15 protein-coding genes are annotated in these 14,449 nt (G+C 69.7%); 9 read left to right on the forward strand and 6 right to left on the reverse strand.

The annotated features are described in order from the left end of the window. Positions 1-63: 63 nt before the first annotated feature. The 3 genes from ML539_RS04980 to ML539_RS04990 are packed head-to-tail and all read right to left on the reverse strand — an operon-like array spanning position 64 to position 2,706. Positions 64-993 carry a metallophosphoesterase gene (locus ML539_RS04980; RefSeq protein WP_243321228.1) on the reverse strand — a complete coding sequence of 310 codons (930 nt, stop codon included), beginning with the start codon at positions 991-993 and terminating at the stop codon, positions 64-66. An 8-nt stretch (positions 994-1,001) separates the two neighbouring features. After that, positions 1,002-1,799: a 5'-nucleotidase C-terminal domain-containing protein gene (locus ML539_RS04985; RefSeq protein WP_243321230.1), complete on the reverse strand. Its 798-nt coding sequence runs from the start codon at positions 1,797-1,799 to the stop codon at positions 1,002-1,004. Then, the gene (locus tag ML539_RS04990) at positions 1,780-2,706 is read right to left on the reverse strand and encodes a hypothetical protein (protein ID WP_243321232.1); all 927 of its coding nucleotides are present in this window, start codon (positions 2,704-2,706) and stop codon (positions 1,780-1,782) included. Before ML539_RS04990 ends, ML539_RS04985 begins: the two co-directional genes overlap by 20 nt. A 316-nt stretch (positions 2,707-3,022) precedes the next feature. Between ML539_RS04990 and ML539_RS04995 the strand changes: the two genes are divergently transcribed. The 8 genes from ML539_RS04995 (at position 3,023) to ML539_RS05030 (ending at position 11,153) form a co-directional block, all read left to right on the forward strand. Next, complete coding sequence (locus ML539_RS04995; RefSeq protein ID WP_243321234.1) at positions 3,023-4,408, forward strand: anthranilate synthase component I family protein; 1,386 nt, start codon at positions 3,023-3,025, stop codon at positions 4,406-4,408. Next, positions 4,405-5,025: an aminodeoxychorismate/anthranilate synthase component II gene (locus tag ML539_RS05000; RefSeq protein WP_243321236.1), complete on the forward strand. Its 621-nt coding sequence runs from the start codon at positions 4,405-4,407 to the stop codon at positions 5,023-5,025. Before ML539_RS04995 ends, ML539_RS05000 begins: the two co-directional genes overlap by 4 nt. Positions 5,026-5,078: 53 nt before the next feature. Beyond that, on the forward strand, positions 5,079-6,113 hold the full coding sequence (gene trpD, locus ML539_RS05005) for an anthranilate phosphoribosyltransferase (protein WP_243321238.1): 1,035 nt from the start codon (positions 5,079-5,081) through the stop codon (positions 6,111-6,113). Further along, positions 6,110-6,946, forward strand: a complete 837-nt coding sequence (locus tag ML539_RS05010) for an indole-3-glycerol-phosphate synthase (RefSeq protein ID WP_243321240.1) — start codon at positions 6,110-6,112, stop codon at positions 6,944-6,946. The genes trpD and ML539_RS05010 overlap by 4 nt, the downstream gene beginning before the upstream one ends. Further along, entirely contained in the window at positions 6,943-7,581 is a 639-nt protein-coding gene (locus ML539_RS05015) for a hypothetical protein (protein ID WP_243321242.1), read from the forward strand. Before ML539_RS05010 ends, ML539_RS05015 begins: the two co-directional genes overlap by 4 nt. Continuing rightward, entirely contained in the window at positions 7,574-8,758 is a 1,185-nt protein-coding gene (gene trpB, locus ML539_RS05020; RefSeq protein WP_243321245.1) for a tryptophan synthase subunit beta, read from the forward strand. The genes ML539_RS05015 and trpB overlap by 8 nt, the downstream gene beginning before the upstream one ends. 1 nt (position 8,759) lies before the next feature. After that, positions 8,760-9,515 carry a tryptophan synthase subunit alpha gene (gene trpA, locus ML539_RS05025; protein WP_243321247.1) on the forward strand — a complete coding sequence of 252 codons (756 nt, stop codon included), beginning with the start codon at positions 8,760-8,762 and terminating at the stop codon, positions 9,513-9,515. A gap of 138 nt (positions 9,516-9,653) precedes the next feature. After that, positions 9,654-11,153, forward strand: coding sequence for an outer membrane protein transport protein (locus ML539_RS05030; RefSeq protein WP_243321249.1), 1,500 nt, complete (start codon positions 9,654-9,656; stop codon positions 11,151-11,153). 70 nt (positions 11,154-11,223) lie between these two features. Here ML539_RS05030 and ML539_RS05035 read toward each other — a convergent pair whose 3' ends face one another. Genes ML539_RS05035 through ML539_RS05045 form a run of 3 tightly spaced genes read right to left on the reverse strand, consistent with a single transcriptional unit; the run spans position 11,224 to position 13,255 of the window. Beyond that, positions 11,224-12,396 carry a thiolase family protein gene (locus ML539_RS05035; protein WP_243321251.1) on the reverse strand — a complete coding sequence of 391 codons (1,173 nt, stop codon included), beginning with the start codon at positions 12,394-12,396 and terminating at the stop codon, positions 11,224-11,226. 41 nt (positions 12,397-12,437) lie between these two features. After that, positions 12,438-12,989 carry a DivIVA domain-containing protein gene (locus tag ML539_RS05040; RefSeq protein WP_243321252.1) on the reverse strand — a complete coding sequence of 184 codons (552 nt, stop codon included), beginning with the start codon at positions 12,987-12,989 and terminating at the stop codon, positions 12,438-12,440. An 8-nt stretch (positions 12,990-12,997) separates the two neighbouring features. Then, positions 12,998-13,255, reverse strand: coding sequence for a YggT family protein (locus ML539_RS05045; RefSeq protein ID WP_243286192.1), 258 nt, complete (start codon positions 13,253-13,255; stop codon positions 12,998-13,000). A 50-nt stretch (positions 13,256-13,305) separates the two neighbouring features. Here ML539_RS05045 and bshA point away from each other — a divergent pair, with 50 nt between their 5' ends. Next, the gene (gene bshA, locus ML539_RS05050; protein WP_243321254.1) at positions 13,306-14,415 is read left to right on the forward strand and encodes an N-acetyl-alpha-D-glucosaminyl L-malate synthase BshA; all 1,110 of its coding nucleotides are present in this window, start codon (positions 13,306-13,308) and stop codon (positions 14,413-14,415) included. Positions 14,416-14,449: the final 34 nt, after the last annotated feature.

The following is a 14,449-nucleotide window of genomic DNA, read 5'->3' on the forward strand; positions in this document are numbered from 1 at the left end:
AGCGGGTTTCCCTGTGGGGACGGGGATTTGGGACTTCCGTCACTCCGGTCCTGGGCAAGCCCCTCAGCCCACCACCGGCATGGCAGCTCCGGAGGCTGCCCTGACCTCGCCGCGCGCCAGGGTGAAGTCCATGCGGCCGAGGTTCACGCCCCCGAATCCGACCTGGAACACGAGGGTTTCCCCCTGGGCCTGCTTCACCTTCACCGGCGCGTCCAGGAAGGTGTGGCTGTGGCCGCCGATGATGGCATCGATGCCCGCCACTCGGCCGGGCATCCGCAGGTCATCGTAGGCGGCGTCCTTCACGTCGTAGCCCAGGTGGGAGAGGACGACCACCAGGTCCACTTTCTCGACCTCCCGGAGCCGCTTCACCACGGGTTTCAGGCTCTCGAAGGGGTCCTTCCAGATGATGCCCTCGTGGTTCTTCGGGGCCACGAGGCCCGCGAAGGCCACGCCCACGCCCGTGATGCCCACCTTCACGCCCGGGAACTCCCGGACCATGTACGGGCGGATCCGCCTGGCCAGCTCGGGGGCACCCTTGCAGTCGAAGTTGCAGTTCAGGAAGGCGAAGGGCGGGTTCCGGTGCTGGAGCTTTTCCATGGACGCCATGGCCTCCACCAGCATCTCCACGCCGTTGTCGAAGTCGTGGTTGCCCAGGGTGGTGGCGTCGTACCCGATCATCCGCATGAGCTGGTAGTCGAGCCGGCCCTTGTAGCGGTTGAAGTAGGGCGTCCCCTGGAAGGTGTCGCCGGCATCCAGCAGCAGCACGGGTCCCAGCTGGCTCCGGAGCTGCTTCACGAGGGTGGCCCGGCGGGCCATGCCGCCCTTGCCGCTGATGGCCCCGTTGCCAGGGCCGAAAGGTTCGATGCGCGAGTGGGTATCGTTGGTGTGCAGCAGGGTGATGCGACCCGCGGCCGGGGCTTCCGCGGCCTTCAGGGGCACCTGGGAAGCCACGGCGGCGGCACCGAGGGAGGCGAGGAAATGGCGGCGGTCCATGGGCGTTCCTAGAGCTTGAATGTCTTGTCGCGGATGGCTTCCAGGATCGGCACAGGCACGATGTAGCGCCCTGGCGCGGGCGGCAGCAGGTCCTTCCCCGCCTTGCCCAGGGCGGCGCACTGGTCCAGGAGCATCTGCCGCAGGGTGACGCCGGTGGTGAACGGCTTCCGCCCCTTCTTCAGGGTGGGGATGGAGTCGCCGCCTCCGTAGAGGTAGTCCGTGGTCGCGACCTTCACCACGGCGGTGGGGTCGATGGGAGTTCCGTCTTCCCAGGTGACGATGAGCGTCGCCTGTTGGGGCGTGCCCTCGACCTTCACCTTCACGCCGGAGCAGGGTTCGCCGCCGCGGCGGAGCAGTCCCTCCTTCACCACCTGGATGACCTCGGCGCCGGTGAGCTCGATCACCACCAACTCATTTTCGAAGGGCATCAGCTCGAAGATGTCACCCACCTTCAGCTGTCCCGGGCGCAGGTTGGCCCGCAGCCCGCCCCCATTGGTGATGGCGAAGCGCACCGGGGCGCCGACCAGGGGCTGGGCCGCCTGGCGCATGACGTCGGAGACCCAGTAGCCCAGCAGGTTCTCCTCGCCCCGCCTCCCGCGGAACACGCCCTGGGGCGCCTGCACCAGCGGCTGGCCGAAGCTGGCCCGGATTTCCTCCGCCAGAGGCGCGATGACCTTCTGGATCTCGGGGTCATCCGGGATTGCTTCGGTGACGGGGATGACTTCGGCCTTGGCGTCCGGCGATTGGGCCGCCAGGGGAGCGGCAAGCAGGAGGGCGACCAGGGCGCTAGCTGGCGATGGCTTCACGGGACAGGTCCTTCAGGGCGGTGCGGGCGGTGCGAACGGCGGCATCATGGGCCCAGTACAGGGCGGTGGCGCGCAACAGCCAGCCCATCAGCCAGCCGTTGAGCAGGGTGACAGCCAGCTGCAGGGCGAGGAACAGGCCGACGCGGAATGGGGTCCCGCCTCCCATCCGCCAAGCCAGGACCAGCACCAGGAAGGGCAGCAGCGACCTCAGGGCCGCGCCGCCAAGGGAGAGAAGGCTCCACTGGACAGGGTGCGTCCACAGCCGAAGGAAACAGTCGCTCAGGTGGGCGCGGTAGCCGCGGGGCGGGCCGGCTGCGCGCCCCAGGCGGCAGAACCACCACTGGAGGTTCAGGGCCGCCACCGCCGCCATCCAGAGCAGGGGCCGGCCGAAGAAGGCGGTCCAGCCCAGACCGTCGATTCCGAGGCCTCCGAGCCAGGTCAGGACGATGTCCCCGAGCCAGGCGAGGAGGCCTATCGGAAGAAATCCGATGAGGACCGTGTCCAGGGCGCCCAGCAGCCAGGAGCCCAGCCGGGCCTTCAAGCCCGCACGCTCCGCCTGCATGCGCCAGCCGCACCACAGGACAATCACGAGGCCCAGGCCGAAGAGGTGCACCGTCGGGGAATTCGCCAGGCGATGCTGAAGCCCGCCGTTCTCCCACAGCTCCCAGACGTCCCGGGCGCTGATGCGCTCGCCCCAGTGGCTGGGCAGGGCGCTCCAGCCCGCGGCCCGGCGCAGGTGGCCGGCCCAGCCCAGCACGGGTCCCAGGAGCACCAGCAGCCACCCGATCATGAGGCCCCAGCCCCAGCGGCTGAAGCCGCCGCGCAGGGCGGGGCGGAGGAAGCGCCAGGGATCCCTGGGCGCAAGCGAATCCTCGGTGTGGATGGTGGTGGGGCGATCCTCGGTCATGGCCGTCCGCAAGCAATCCTTCATCAAACCACACTTGACAGGGCCCGCGTGGATGGGGTTACATCGGTTCCATGACGCTGTCCTCCCTGTCCCTTCGCCAGGGCTCCCTTCACGGGGCCTGGTGGTGGCGTGCGGGCTCGGACGGCTCCCTGTGCGAGGCCTAGCGGCCCACGCCAACCCGGACCTTCCGAGCCCGACCATCCGGTCGGGCTTTTTCTTTGATGTTTTCCGGTGGTTCCGCGCTTCGCGCACACCCCCCAGCCCCCACACACCCCACCCGGCAAAGCCGGTCTGTGGTTTTCTCAAGGTCTTCCCCATGCACCTGATCCGACACTCGCTTCCTGCGGATCTGCTTACGCCCCTCGCCGCCTACCTGGCCCTGCGCCCGGCGGGCGCCAGCCTGCTGCTGGAATCCTGCGATCAGGGCGAGCGGGTGGGGCGCCACAGCTTCGTGCTGTTGGAGGGTTCCGCCGAATGCCGCCTGGCCCCTCCGGCCCGGGGCTGGATCGAATCTCTGCGGGCCCTGGCGGGGCCGCCGCCCGCCGGCGCCCTCCATGATCCCGCCGCGGAGCTGCCAGCGTTCAAGGTGCCCCTTCCCATCGGCGTGGGCTGCGCTGGTTACCTCGGCTTCGAGGCCGTGGGGGCCATGGAACCGTCACTGCCCCAGCCCGCCCGGGACAGCCTCGGCCTTCCCGGTCTCTGGGTGCGCCGCTTCGACACGGCCCTGGTCTTCGACCACCTGCACCAGGTGGCGGAACTTCAGACGCTGGACGCAGAACCGGAGGCCGGGTTCCGCCGCCTCCGCGGCCTCCGGGAGCAGCTCCTGGCGGGCGTCCGCGATCCGGGTTCCGCCGCGCCGGCTCCGCGAGCCGCCGCCCAGGTGGCCCGTGAGACCTACGAAGGCATGGTCCGCGCCGCCCAGGATCGGATCCTGGACGGCGACGTCTACCAGCTCGTACCCAGCCAGCGATTCCGCATCGAGAATCCGCCGCGGCCCCTGGAAGCCTACCGCCGCCTCCGCCGCCTGAACCCGAGCCCTTATGGCTTCCTGTTGGAGTGGGGGGACTTCTCCCTGGTGGGCGCTTCGCCGGAGATGCTGGTGCGGGTGCAGGACGGCGAGGCCGAGACCCTCCCCATCGCCGGCACCGTGCCCCGCGGCGAGAGCGCGGAGGAGGATGCGGCGCGGTTCGAGGCCCTGAAGCGAGACCCCAAGGAACTGGCCGAGCACCAGATGCTGGTGGATCTGGCCCGCAACGACCTGGGCCGCGTGGCCGTTCCCGGCGGTGTCCGGGTGGAGAAGCCCCTCGCCCTCCAGCGCACGAGCCACGTGCTGCACCTCACCACCACCGTGAAGGCCAAGCTCCGGGAGGGCGTGGATGCCCTGGACGTGCTGGCGGCAGCCTTCCCGGCAGGCACCGTGAGCGGCGCCCCCAAGCTGCGCGCCTGCCAGCGCATCGCGGAACTGGAAGGGGAGATGCGCGGGCCCTACGGCGGCGTGCTGCTGCGTCTGGGGACGGATGGCGCCCTGGACACGGCCCTCATCCTGCGAACGGCAGTCTATGCGGACGGCGTCGCCCACATTCAGGCCGGCGCCGGCGTGGTGCGGGCCTCCAAGCCCGAATCCGAATACTTCGAGACCCTGCACAAGCTGGGCGCCATCGCGCAGGCCCTCGGCGTCCAGCTGCCCGGAGCCTCCCGATGATCCTCCTCATTGATGCCCTGGATTCCTTCACCTACAACCTGGTGCAGGCCTTCGAGACGCTGGGCGCCCCGGTGAAGGTCGTCCGCCACGACGCCATCACCCTCAACGAGGCCAGGGCCCTCAGGCCCGAGGCGGTGGTGCTGTCGCCGGGGCCCGGCCACCCCACCGAAAGCCCGGCCCACATGGCCCTGGCGGGCTCGGATTGGGACATTCCCATGCTCGGCGTCTGCCTGGGCCACCAGGCCCTGGCGGCGGCCAGCGGGGGGAAGGTCATCCGCGCCCAGGAACCCCTCCACGGCGAAGCCACGCCCCTGGAGCATGACGGGACGGGCCTCTTCCAGGGTCTGCCCCATGGCCTCCCCGTGGGCCGGTACCACAGCCTGATCGCCGACTCCGCCACGCTTCCCGGTTGTTGGCGCGTCACGGGCCGCAGCCCCGGCGGGGAGATCATGGCCATGGCCCACCGGGAGCTGCCCCGCTGGGGCGTGCAGTTCCATCCCGAGAGCATCCTCACGCCGGACGGTCCGGCCATGCTCGCCAATTTCCTCCGAATGGCGACGTCGCCTTCGCAGGCCATCGATTCGTTCCGATCGGCTGGGCGACATAAGGGGCCCTAAGGGGAAACCCAGTACCGCGCTGGCTTTCCCCTAACGCCCCCTAAGGAATCCCGATGACCCTGCTCACCACCCACAATCCCATCCGTCCCTTGCCTGAAACGACAGCCTCGGAGCTCATGCGCATCTTCATCGACCAGGACACGGACGCCCTGCTGGTGGGAGCCTGCCTGGCCCTGCTGGCCCAGCGGGTGCCCGAAGCCCACGAGCTCGCGGCGTTCGCGAAGGCCCTCGCCGAAGTGGCGGTGCCCTTCCCTCCGGTACCCGACAGCGCCATCGACGTGGTGGGCACGGGCGGTGATGGGGCTTCCACCGCCAACCTCAGCACCCTCACGGCACTGTTCCTCCCGGCCCTCGGCATACCCGTGGTGAAGCACGGGAACCGCGCCGCCACCGGTGTCTGCGGCAGCGCCGACCTGATGGAGGCCCTGGGGTACGACCTGGCCCGCGCCAGCGCCGACCTTTCCCAGGACCTGCAGACCCACCGATTCGCCTTCCTCTTCGCCCCGGCCTACCACCCGCTCATGGGCCGCCTACGGGAGATCCGCCGTCGCCTGGGCATCCCCACGATCTTCAATCTGCTGGGCCCGCTCATCAATCCGGCGAACCCGCCATTGCAGCTGCTGGGTGTGGCCCGGGAGGACCTTCTGGCGCCCATGGCCGGCGCCCTGGCCCGGCGGCCGACACTGCGGCGGGCCTTCGTGATCCACGGCAAGGACGCGGAAGGGAAGGGCCTCGACGAAGCCTCCATCGAAGGCCCCACGACGATCCTGGCGGTCGCCGACGGCCGGGTGCAGGCGCCCCATGTGCTGGTGCCGCGGGAGCTGGGCATCGTCCAGCCGGTCCGGCACGCCTTGCGCGTGGCGGACCGGGCCGAAGCCCTGACCGTGGCCCGGGGGATCTTCGCTGGAGCTCGGCACCCAGACTTCCGGCCCGCCGTGGCGGACGCCGTGGCCCTCCAGGCGGCCCTGGGGTTGGCCCTGCACCGCGGCGGTACTCTTGAGGGCGTGGATGCCAGCTTCCGCGAGATGCGAAGTGCCCTCGACGGCGGCTTCGTCCCGCCCTTTCCCGCGGCCGGGGTGAACCCGTGAGCGCCCTGCCGGAACCAGCTTCCCTGGTGCGCAGCACCGGCCTGCCGAAGAGCTCGCACCTCCAGCGGGTGCTGCTGTCGGAACTGGCTCGCCTGGCCTCAGCCGGGCCCGCGGCGGCAGCCCTCCGCGCCACCCTGGACGGTCCTGGACCCTTCGAATCGGCCCTGCGCCGGGACGCCGCGGCCCGAGGCGGCGCCGTCATCGCCGAGTACAAGCAGGCTTCGCCCTCCCTCGGCCCCTTCGCCGCCGGAACCCCGCTCCAGGCCCAGCTCCAGGCCTATCGGGAAGGCGGCGCGACAGCCTATTCCATCCTGGCGGAACCGACCTACTTCCGTGGGGCGGCCGCCCACCTGACCGCCGCGGCGGCCTTCGGCCTGCCGCGGCTTTACAAGGGCTTTGTCATCTCCGAGGCTCAGCTCGCGGAGGCCGAAGCCTGCGGCGCGGAGGCGGTGCTGCTTATCGTCCGGGTGCTGAAGGGCCACACGGCCGCCTTCCTGGAAGCCGCTCGCCGACGTGGGCTGGAGGCCCTCGTGGAGCTCCACGACCTCACGGAGGTGCCCCTTGCCCAGGAGGCCGGGGCCCGCATGGTGGGCATCAACGCCCGGGACCTCTCCACCTTCACCCTGGGCGAGCCCACCGCCGCCCCCCTTAGGATGGCCTTCCCCGAAGCGGTGCTGGTCCGTGAATCGGGTCTTGCCACGCCTGAGGATGCCCAGGCCTCCCTGCGGGCCGGCTTCGACGCCGTGCTCATCGGCGAGGCGCTCATGCGCAGCGCGGATCCCAAGGGCTTCCTGGAACGCGTCTTCGCGGACCTGCGCCAGGAGGCCCGATGAGCCTGCTGGCCAAGGTCTGCGGGCTCGTCCGGGCCGAGGACGCGGCCTTCGCCGCGGGGGAGGGTGCGGATCTGCTGGGCTTCGTGTGCCACCCCCCCAGCCCTCGCCACTGTGCGGACCTGTCCGTGGCCCGGCCGTTTCTGGAGCGGGCCGTCCTCGTGATGGTCGCGGATCATGCGGAGTCCGTGCTCGAGATGGCCCGCCGCCGCGGTTTCCGGAGGGTCCAGCCCTACCTGCCGGTGTCCGAGCGGGAGCAGGGCATCGCCCTGCTGCGCGAGGCCGGTCTCGTCGTCCTGCTGCCCTGGGCCGATGAGCCGGGTCAGGCGCCGGTACCCGCGAATCTCTACCTGTGGGAGCCCAGCGCAGTCCAGACGGGTGTGGTGGGAGGCTCGGGACAGAGCCATGCCATGGCCTTCCCACCACCGGGGCCCTACCTGCTGGCGGGGGGGATGGATGGCCTCAACCTGGCGGACCGGGCCGCCGCGCTTCCGCCCAGTGCCCGGCTCGGGCTGCGGGGCTTCGACGCGGCAAGCCGGCTCGAAATCGGACCCGGGCGGAAGGATCCAGCGAAAGTGGCCGCCTTCGTGGCGGCTGTGAGGCAGGAATCACGGGCAGGAAAGGGAACCCATGGCTGATGCATTCACGCTTCCCACGCGCTTCGGCGCCGAGTCCCTCGGGGGCTGCTACGCCCCGGAGACGCTCATGCAGCCTCTGCTGGACCTGGAGGCGGCCTTCCGTTCGGCCCTCGCCGACCCAGCGTTCCAAGCGGAGCTGAAGGCCGAGCTGCGCCACTTCGTGGGCCGTCCTACGCCGCTGACGGTCGCTCCCCGTCTCGCTGCGGAGCTGGGATTCAAGGCCCTCTACCTCAAGCGGGAGGACCTCACCCACACCGGCGCCCACAAGATCAACAACGCCCTGGCCCAGGCCCTGCTGGCCCGTCGCATGGGCAAGACGGAGATCATCGCGGAGACCGGCGCGGGCCAGCACGGCGTGGCCACGGCCGCGGCCTGCGCGCGGCTGGGACTGGCCTGCACGGTGTACATGGGCGTCACGGACATGGCCCGCCAGGCCCCGAACGTGGCCCGCATGCGGCTCTTCGGCACGAAGGTCGTGCCTGTGGAGGCGGGGCAGGGCACCCTCAAGGAGGCCGTGAACGAGGCCCTCAGGGGCTGGGCGGGCCGGTGCGACCAGGCCCACTACATCCTGGGATCGGCCTTGGGGCCCCATCCCTTCCCCACGCTGGTGCGGACCTTCCAGACGGTCATCGGGGAGGAAGCCCGGGCCCAGGCGCTGGAGCAGGCCGGGGCCCTCCCCGAAGCGGTGATCGCCTGCGCCGGCGGCGGCAGCAACGGCCTGGGCCTGCTGGTGCCCTTCCTGGGGGATGGCCTGCGCCGCCTCGCGGTGGAGGCCGGTGGCCACGGCCGGGCCCTGGGCGAGCACGCAGCCCGTCTGGATGGCGGGCGCATGGGCGTGCTTCACGGCTGCAAGACGCTGCTGCTCCAGGACGAACACGGCCACACGGCCGAGACCGCCAGCATCAGCGCCGGGCTGGACTATCCGGCCCTGGGCCCCGAGCTGGCCGCCCTCGCGATGGATGGGCTGGTGGAGGTGCGCCGTGCCTCCGACGAGGAGGCCCTCGCCGGCGCCCGCCTGCTCTGCGAACGCGAGGGCATCCTGCCCGCCCTGGAGAGCAGCCATGCCCTGGCCGCGCTTCCCGCCCTCGCCGCCGAAGGCGTCGCCACGGTCCTGCTGGGCCTCAGTGGCCGCGGCGACAAGGACCTGTCCACCTACCAGTCGCGCCTGGAGATCTGACATGAACCCCCTCCTCCCGTTCCTGATGGCTGGCGATCCCAGCCTCGAGGCTCTGCCGGCCCAACTCTCCGAGGCCAGATCCCTCGGCATCGAAGCCCTTGAACTGGGTCTGCCCCATTCCGATCCCATCGCCGACGGCCCCGTGCTCCAGGCGGCCGCGCATCGCGCGATCGGACGCGGGGCCACGCCGGTTCGTGTGCTGCAGACGTTGGCCGGCCTCACGGACAGCCCGGATCTCATCCTGTTCACCTACCTGAACCCGCTGCTCCAGATCGGCGCGGAACGCCTGAAGACGCTGCTGGCCCCCACGCCGGTGAAAGCCCTGCTGGTGGTGGATCTGCCCTTCGGGGAGGAGCCGGCCTTCGAGGCGGACCTGCGCACCGCGGGCTATCCCATGGTGCCGCTGCTGGCACCCACCACCACGCTGAGCCGGGCCCGGCAGGTGCTGGCGGAGCGCCCGGATCCCGGACCGGCCGCGCCCTTCGCGCAGCGCTTCGCCTACGTGGTGGCTCGCCTGGGTGTCACCGGCGCGGGGCAGGACACGGACCTTGCTCCGGTAAGCGAGCGGGTCAGCCACCTTCGGAACATCTCGAGCCGGCCCCTGGCCGTGGGGTTCGGGCTCGCTGATGCCGCCAGCCTGGCGGCGGTGCGGACGATGGGCGCCACTCCGGTCATCGGCTCCGCGCTGGTGCGGGAACTGGCCGGGGGGGAGAGCCTGTCGGGGTGTCTCATTCCGCTCATGGATGGTGACCTATAGGTCGCAATCCTTCCTTAGGGTAGGCTCTCGGGAGTGATTGCAGGTCTGCATCGATTTGGTATTGTGGTCCATCTTCCACCTTCGGAATCGGCTGCCAACAGCCACCCACCCCCACCCGGGATTAGGAGCCATGCGCCCATGACCCACCGTTCACGCCTCACCCTCACGGCCTTGACCCTCATCGCCGCCGGCGCCTTCGCTCCCCAGGCCCAGGCCTCCGGCTTCCAGCTCCGCGAGCAGAGCCCGAGCTCCCAGGGCAATGCCTTCGCCGGCGTCAGCGCGGGGGGCAACGACATCAGCACCCTGTTCTTCAACCCCGCGGTGATGACCCAGTACGAGGGCTGGCAGTTCTCCCTCGGCGGCACCTACGTGGGCCTGGACGTGAAGCTCGATGGCATGTCGGCCAACCGCACCCCCGCGCTCACCGCGCTCGGCTTCAATGTGTACCCCAACACCACGACGAGCCTGATACCGGTTTCGGGCCCCTCCAGCCACGGGAACTCAGGGCAGTCCGCCATCCTCCCTGAGTTCAACATCATGTACAGCGCCAGCAAAGACCTGAAGCTGGGCCTCTCGGTGAACGTGCCCTTCGGCCTCACCACCGAGTACGACGCCAACTGGATCGGCCGGTACCACGGCCTGAAGTCCGATCTGAAGGTCATCGACATTGCGCCCAGCCTGGCCTACCGGGTGAACGACCAGTTCTCCTTCGGCGTCGCCTTCATCGCCCGCTATGCCGACGCCGAGCTGACCAATGGCGTGGACTACGGCACCGCCCTGGCCCTGAAGGTTGGCTCCGGCTTGGCCGCTGCCGGCTTGTCCCCTGTGGCACCGGGCCCCACCCAGAACAGTCCCGTGGCCACTGTCGCCATGGGAACCCCGAATGCCACCTTCGGCACTCCGGGCTACGCCATCCCCGGCGCCTGGGACGGAAAGGCCGGCCTGAAGGGCAACGGCTGGGACTACGGCTGGAAGGCGGGCTTCACCTGGCAGCCCACCAAGGCCTTCCGCCTGGGCGGCGCCTACTCCGCGGCCATGACCATGACGTTGAAGGGTGATGCCACCTTCGAGTATCCCTCGACCATGCCCTCCACGGATCTGGCCGCCCTCCAGGGCGCTGGACTCCGCAATGGCAAGGGCCAGGCCGATCTCGCCCTCCCGGCCACCGCCTCCCTGGGCTTTGACTGGCAGGTGGATCCCGCCTTCTCCTTCCAGGGTGAAGTGGCCCGGAGCACCTGGTCCCGGTTCAAGGAGCTCCGCGTGAAGTTCGATACGGGCCTCGCGGATTCCGTCACCGACGAGAGCTGGCGCGACACCTGGTTCTACTCCCTGGGCGGAACCTGGAAGATGGACCCGACCTGGACCTTCCGGGCCGGCGTGGGCTTCGACCAGGGCGCCGTGGACGACAACCACCGCACCCCCCGCATCCCCGACAACGACCGCAAGTGGCTCTCCGTGGGCATGAGCTACACCTTCTCCAAGAAGATGTCCCTCGATGTGGGCTACACCCACCTGTTCATCGATGACGCCAAGATCAATCTGACCTCTGCGGGCGACAACCTCACCCGGGGCAGCCTCAACGCCACCATGAAGGCCACCATCGACATCCTGGGCGCGCAGCTGCGGTACAGCTTCTAGTCTGGGACAGGCATGCAGAAGGGGCCCGGCATACCGGGCCCCTTCTGCATGTACGCGCTTTGCTGCGGAACTACACCCGCTCGACAGCCATGGCGATGGCGTTTCCGCCGCCGAGGCAGAGGGCAGCAATCCCGCGTTGCTTGCCGTGGCGTTCCAAGGCGTGGAGGAGGGTGGCCATGACCCGGGCGCCGCTGGCGCCGATGGGGTGACCCAGGGCCACGGCGCCACCGTGGACGTTGATTCGGTCGGCCGGCAGCTTCAGCTCGTTCATGGTGGCCACCAGCTGCACGGCGAAGGCCTCGTTGATCTCCCAGAGGTCCACGTCCGCCACGCTCCAGCCCACCTGGGCCAGGAGCTTCCGGATGGCCTCCACGGGCGCCATGAGCACCCACTCGGGGTCCAGACCGGCGGTAGCGGCGCCGAGAATGCGCGCCTGGATGGGCAGGCCGTGGGCCTTGGCGTAGCTTTCGGTCGTCACCAGGGCGGCCGCCGCGCCGTCGTTCACGCTGGGTGCATTGCCGGCGGTGACCGTGCCATCCTTCTTGAAGGCGGGGCGCAGCTTGGACAGGGTTTCGGGCGTGGTGTCCGCGCGTGGGCCCTCATCTTCGGCCACGATGACGTCGCCTTTCTTGCCGGGCACGGCGATGGGCACGATCTCAGCCTTGAAGGCGCCGGATTGGATCGCCGCCACGGCCTTGCGGTGGCTTTCGGCGGCCCAGGCATCCTGTGCTTCCCGGCCCACGCCGTACTTGGATGCCACCAGCTCGCCCGTATGCCCCATGTGCTGGTCCGTCATGGCGCACCACAGGCCGTCGAGGATCATGGCGTCCTTGGCTTCCGTGTGGCCCATGCGGGCCCCGGCGCGGAGCTTGGGCATGAGGTAGGGCGCATTGGACATGGATTCCATGCCGCCCGCCAGGATCACGTCGTGGTCGCCGAGGCGCACCGCATTGGCGGCGAGCTGGATGGCCTTGAGGCCGCTGCCGCAGACCTTGTTGATGGTGAGGGCGGAGACGCTGGTGGGCAGGCCGCCGCGCAGGGCCGCCTGACGGGCAGGAGCCTGGCCCACGCCGGCGCTGACCACATGGCCGAAGATGGCCTCAGTGGGCTCGACGCCCGGCGCGGCCGCCAGGACCGCTTTCACCACTTGGGCGGCCAGGTCCGGGGCCGCAAGGGCTGCAAGAGAGCCCTGGAACTTTCCGATGGGGCTGCGAAGGGCTTTGAGAATGACCGCGTGGGACATGCGAACTCCGGGGGTGTCACCTGTCAGTGATCGGCTGAGAGCTAATTCGTGGGCTTGGGGCGCCGGACGGGCGGGATGGCGGGCTCGTCGAGGGAGCTGAGATCCAGCCCCTCGAGCTTCAGGGTGGGCGGGGGGGCGAGATAGATGTCCGGCGCCTCGTCCTGGATGTGGCGGCGGGTCCGTTCCATGAGCGTCTCCACCTCCCGGACGAACCGGGTGCGCTCCATCTTCAGGTTGCGGATCTGGACCTCGAGCTCCACCACATGCTGCTGGGCTTCCCGGATGACCTCATCGGCCTTGAACTGGGCTTCCCGCAGGATGAGTTCCTTCTCCCGGTTGGCACCGTCCAGCACGTCCTCGCGGGTGCGCTGGGCCTGGAGCAGGGTCTCCCGGAAGATGCGGTCCTGCTCCTGGTACTGGCGCAGGCGCTCCCGGTTATCGATGATCTCTTCCTTGAGCTTCTGGTTCTCGGCCAGCAGCTCCTCCCACTCCGCGGCCACCTCGTGGAGGAAGGCCCGGACCTCGGATTCCTCAATGCCCCGGAAGGCCTTCTCGAACTCCCGGCGCTGGATGTCGAGGGGCGTGTACTTCATGGTTCACCTCATGAGACCAGGGCCCGGAGGAAGACCCGCTGGATGAGCCCCAGCAGGATCACGGCGATCAGGATGTCGAAGCTGAACCCTCCGATGGATGGCACGAGGGCCCGGATGGGGTGCAGGATCGGGTCGGTGAGGGTGTGGAGCAGCCGGATCCACCGGTTCCGGGGATCGATGGGGAACCAGGACAGGATGGCCACCGCCAGGAGGAGGTAGATCATCACGTCAAGGGCGTAATAGGCGATGGAGAACAGAAGAGGCATGGGCAGGATTCCTGGGACCCGTTCATCATAGCTGCTAGTGAGGGTTCCACATGCGCATCGGCATCTCCTGCTACAGCACCTTCGGCGGCTCCGGCGTCGTGGCCACGGAAGTGGGCAAGGCCCTTGCGGCCCGGGGGCACGAGGTGCACATCCTCAGCCCCAGCGTCCCCCCGCGCCTCCTGGGTTTCGAGGACCGCATCAGCTTCCATGAGGTCCGGGCCACCACCTACCCCCTCTTCGAGGACGCCCCCTATTCCATCGCCCTGGGCTCCAAGATGGCGGACGTGGCCGAGCACCATGGCCTGCAGATCATCCACGCCCACTACGCCATCCCGCACGCCATGGCGGCCCTCCTGGCGCGGATGGCCATCCCGGGCCTGAAGGTCGTGACGACCCTCCACGGCACGGACATCACCGTGGTGGGCAGCGATCCCAGCTACCTGCCCATGGTCCGCATGGCCATCCGGGAAAGCGACGGCGTGACGGCCGTTTCCGAGTACCTCCGGGACGAAACCTATCGGACCTTCGGCGTGGCGCGCGAGATCGACGTCATCGGGAACTTCGTCGAGCCTCCGGGCCAGGAACGCCCGGATTGCAGGGCCTGGCTGGCGCCGAAGGCCACGTCGGTGCTGACGCACATCTCCAATTTCCGCGCGGTGAAGCGCGTGATGGACGTGCTGAAGGTGTTCGAGCGCGTCCGCCGGGAGATCCCGGCCCGCCTGGTGATGGTGGGAGACGGACCCGACCGCGTGGAAGCCGAAGCCTATTGCCGGGATCGCGGCTTCGCCTCGGAGGTGCGGTTCACGGGCAAGCAGCTCGACATCGGCACTGTCCTCGCCTGCTCGGACCTGTTCCTGCTGCCCAGCGCCACGGAGAGTTTCGGCCTTGCCGCCCTGGAGGCCATGGGCCACCGGGTGCCCGTCATCGCGAGCCGGGTGGGCGGGCTACCCGAAGTGGTGCGCCACGGCGTGGATGGTTTCCTGGAACCGGTCGGGGACGTGGAGGCCATGGCTGCCGACGCGGTGAAGCTCCTGCGCGACGAAAGCCTCCGCCGGAAGATGGGGGACGCGGCCAGGGAGCGCGCGCTCGGAACCTTCGCGGAAGGCCCCATCGTGGACCAGTACGAGGCCCTCTACCGGCGCGTGCTGGGCCAGGTCTGACCAGAAGCGTCCTGGAGTCAGGCTCGCGGCTTGA

The organism is Geothrix sp. SG200, assembly GCF_022808935.1.
GTDB classification, from domain to species: Bacteria; Acidobacteriota; Holophagae; order Holophagales; family Holophagaceae; genus Geothrix; species Geothrix alkalitolerans.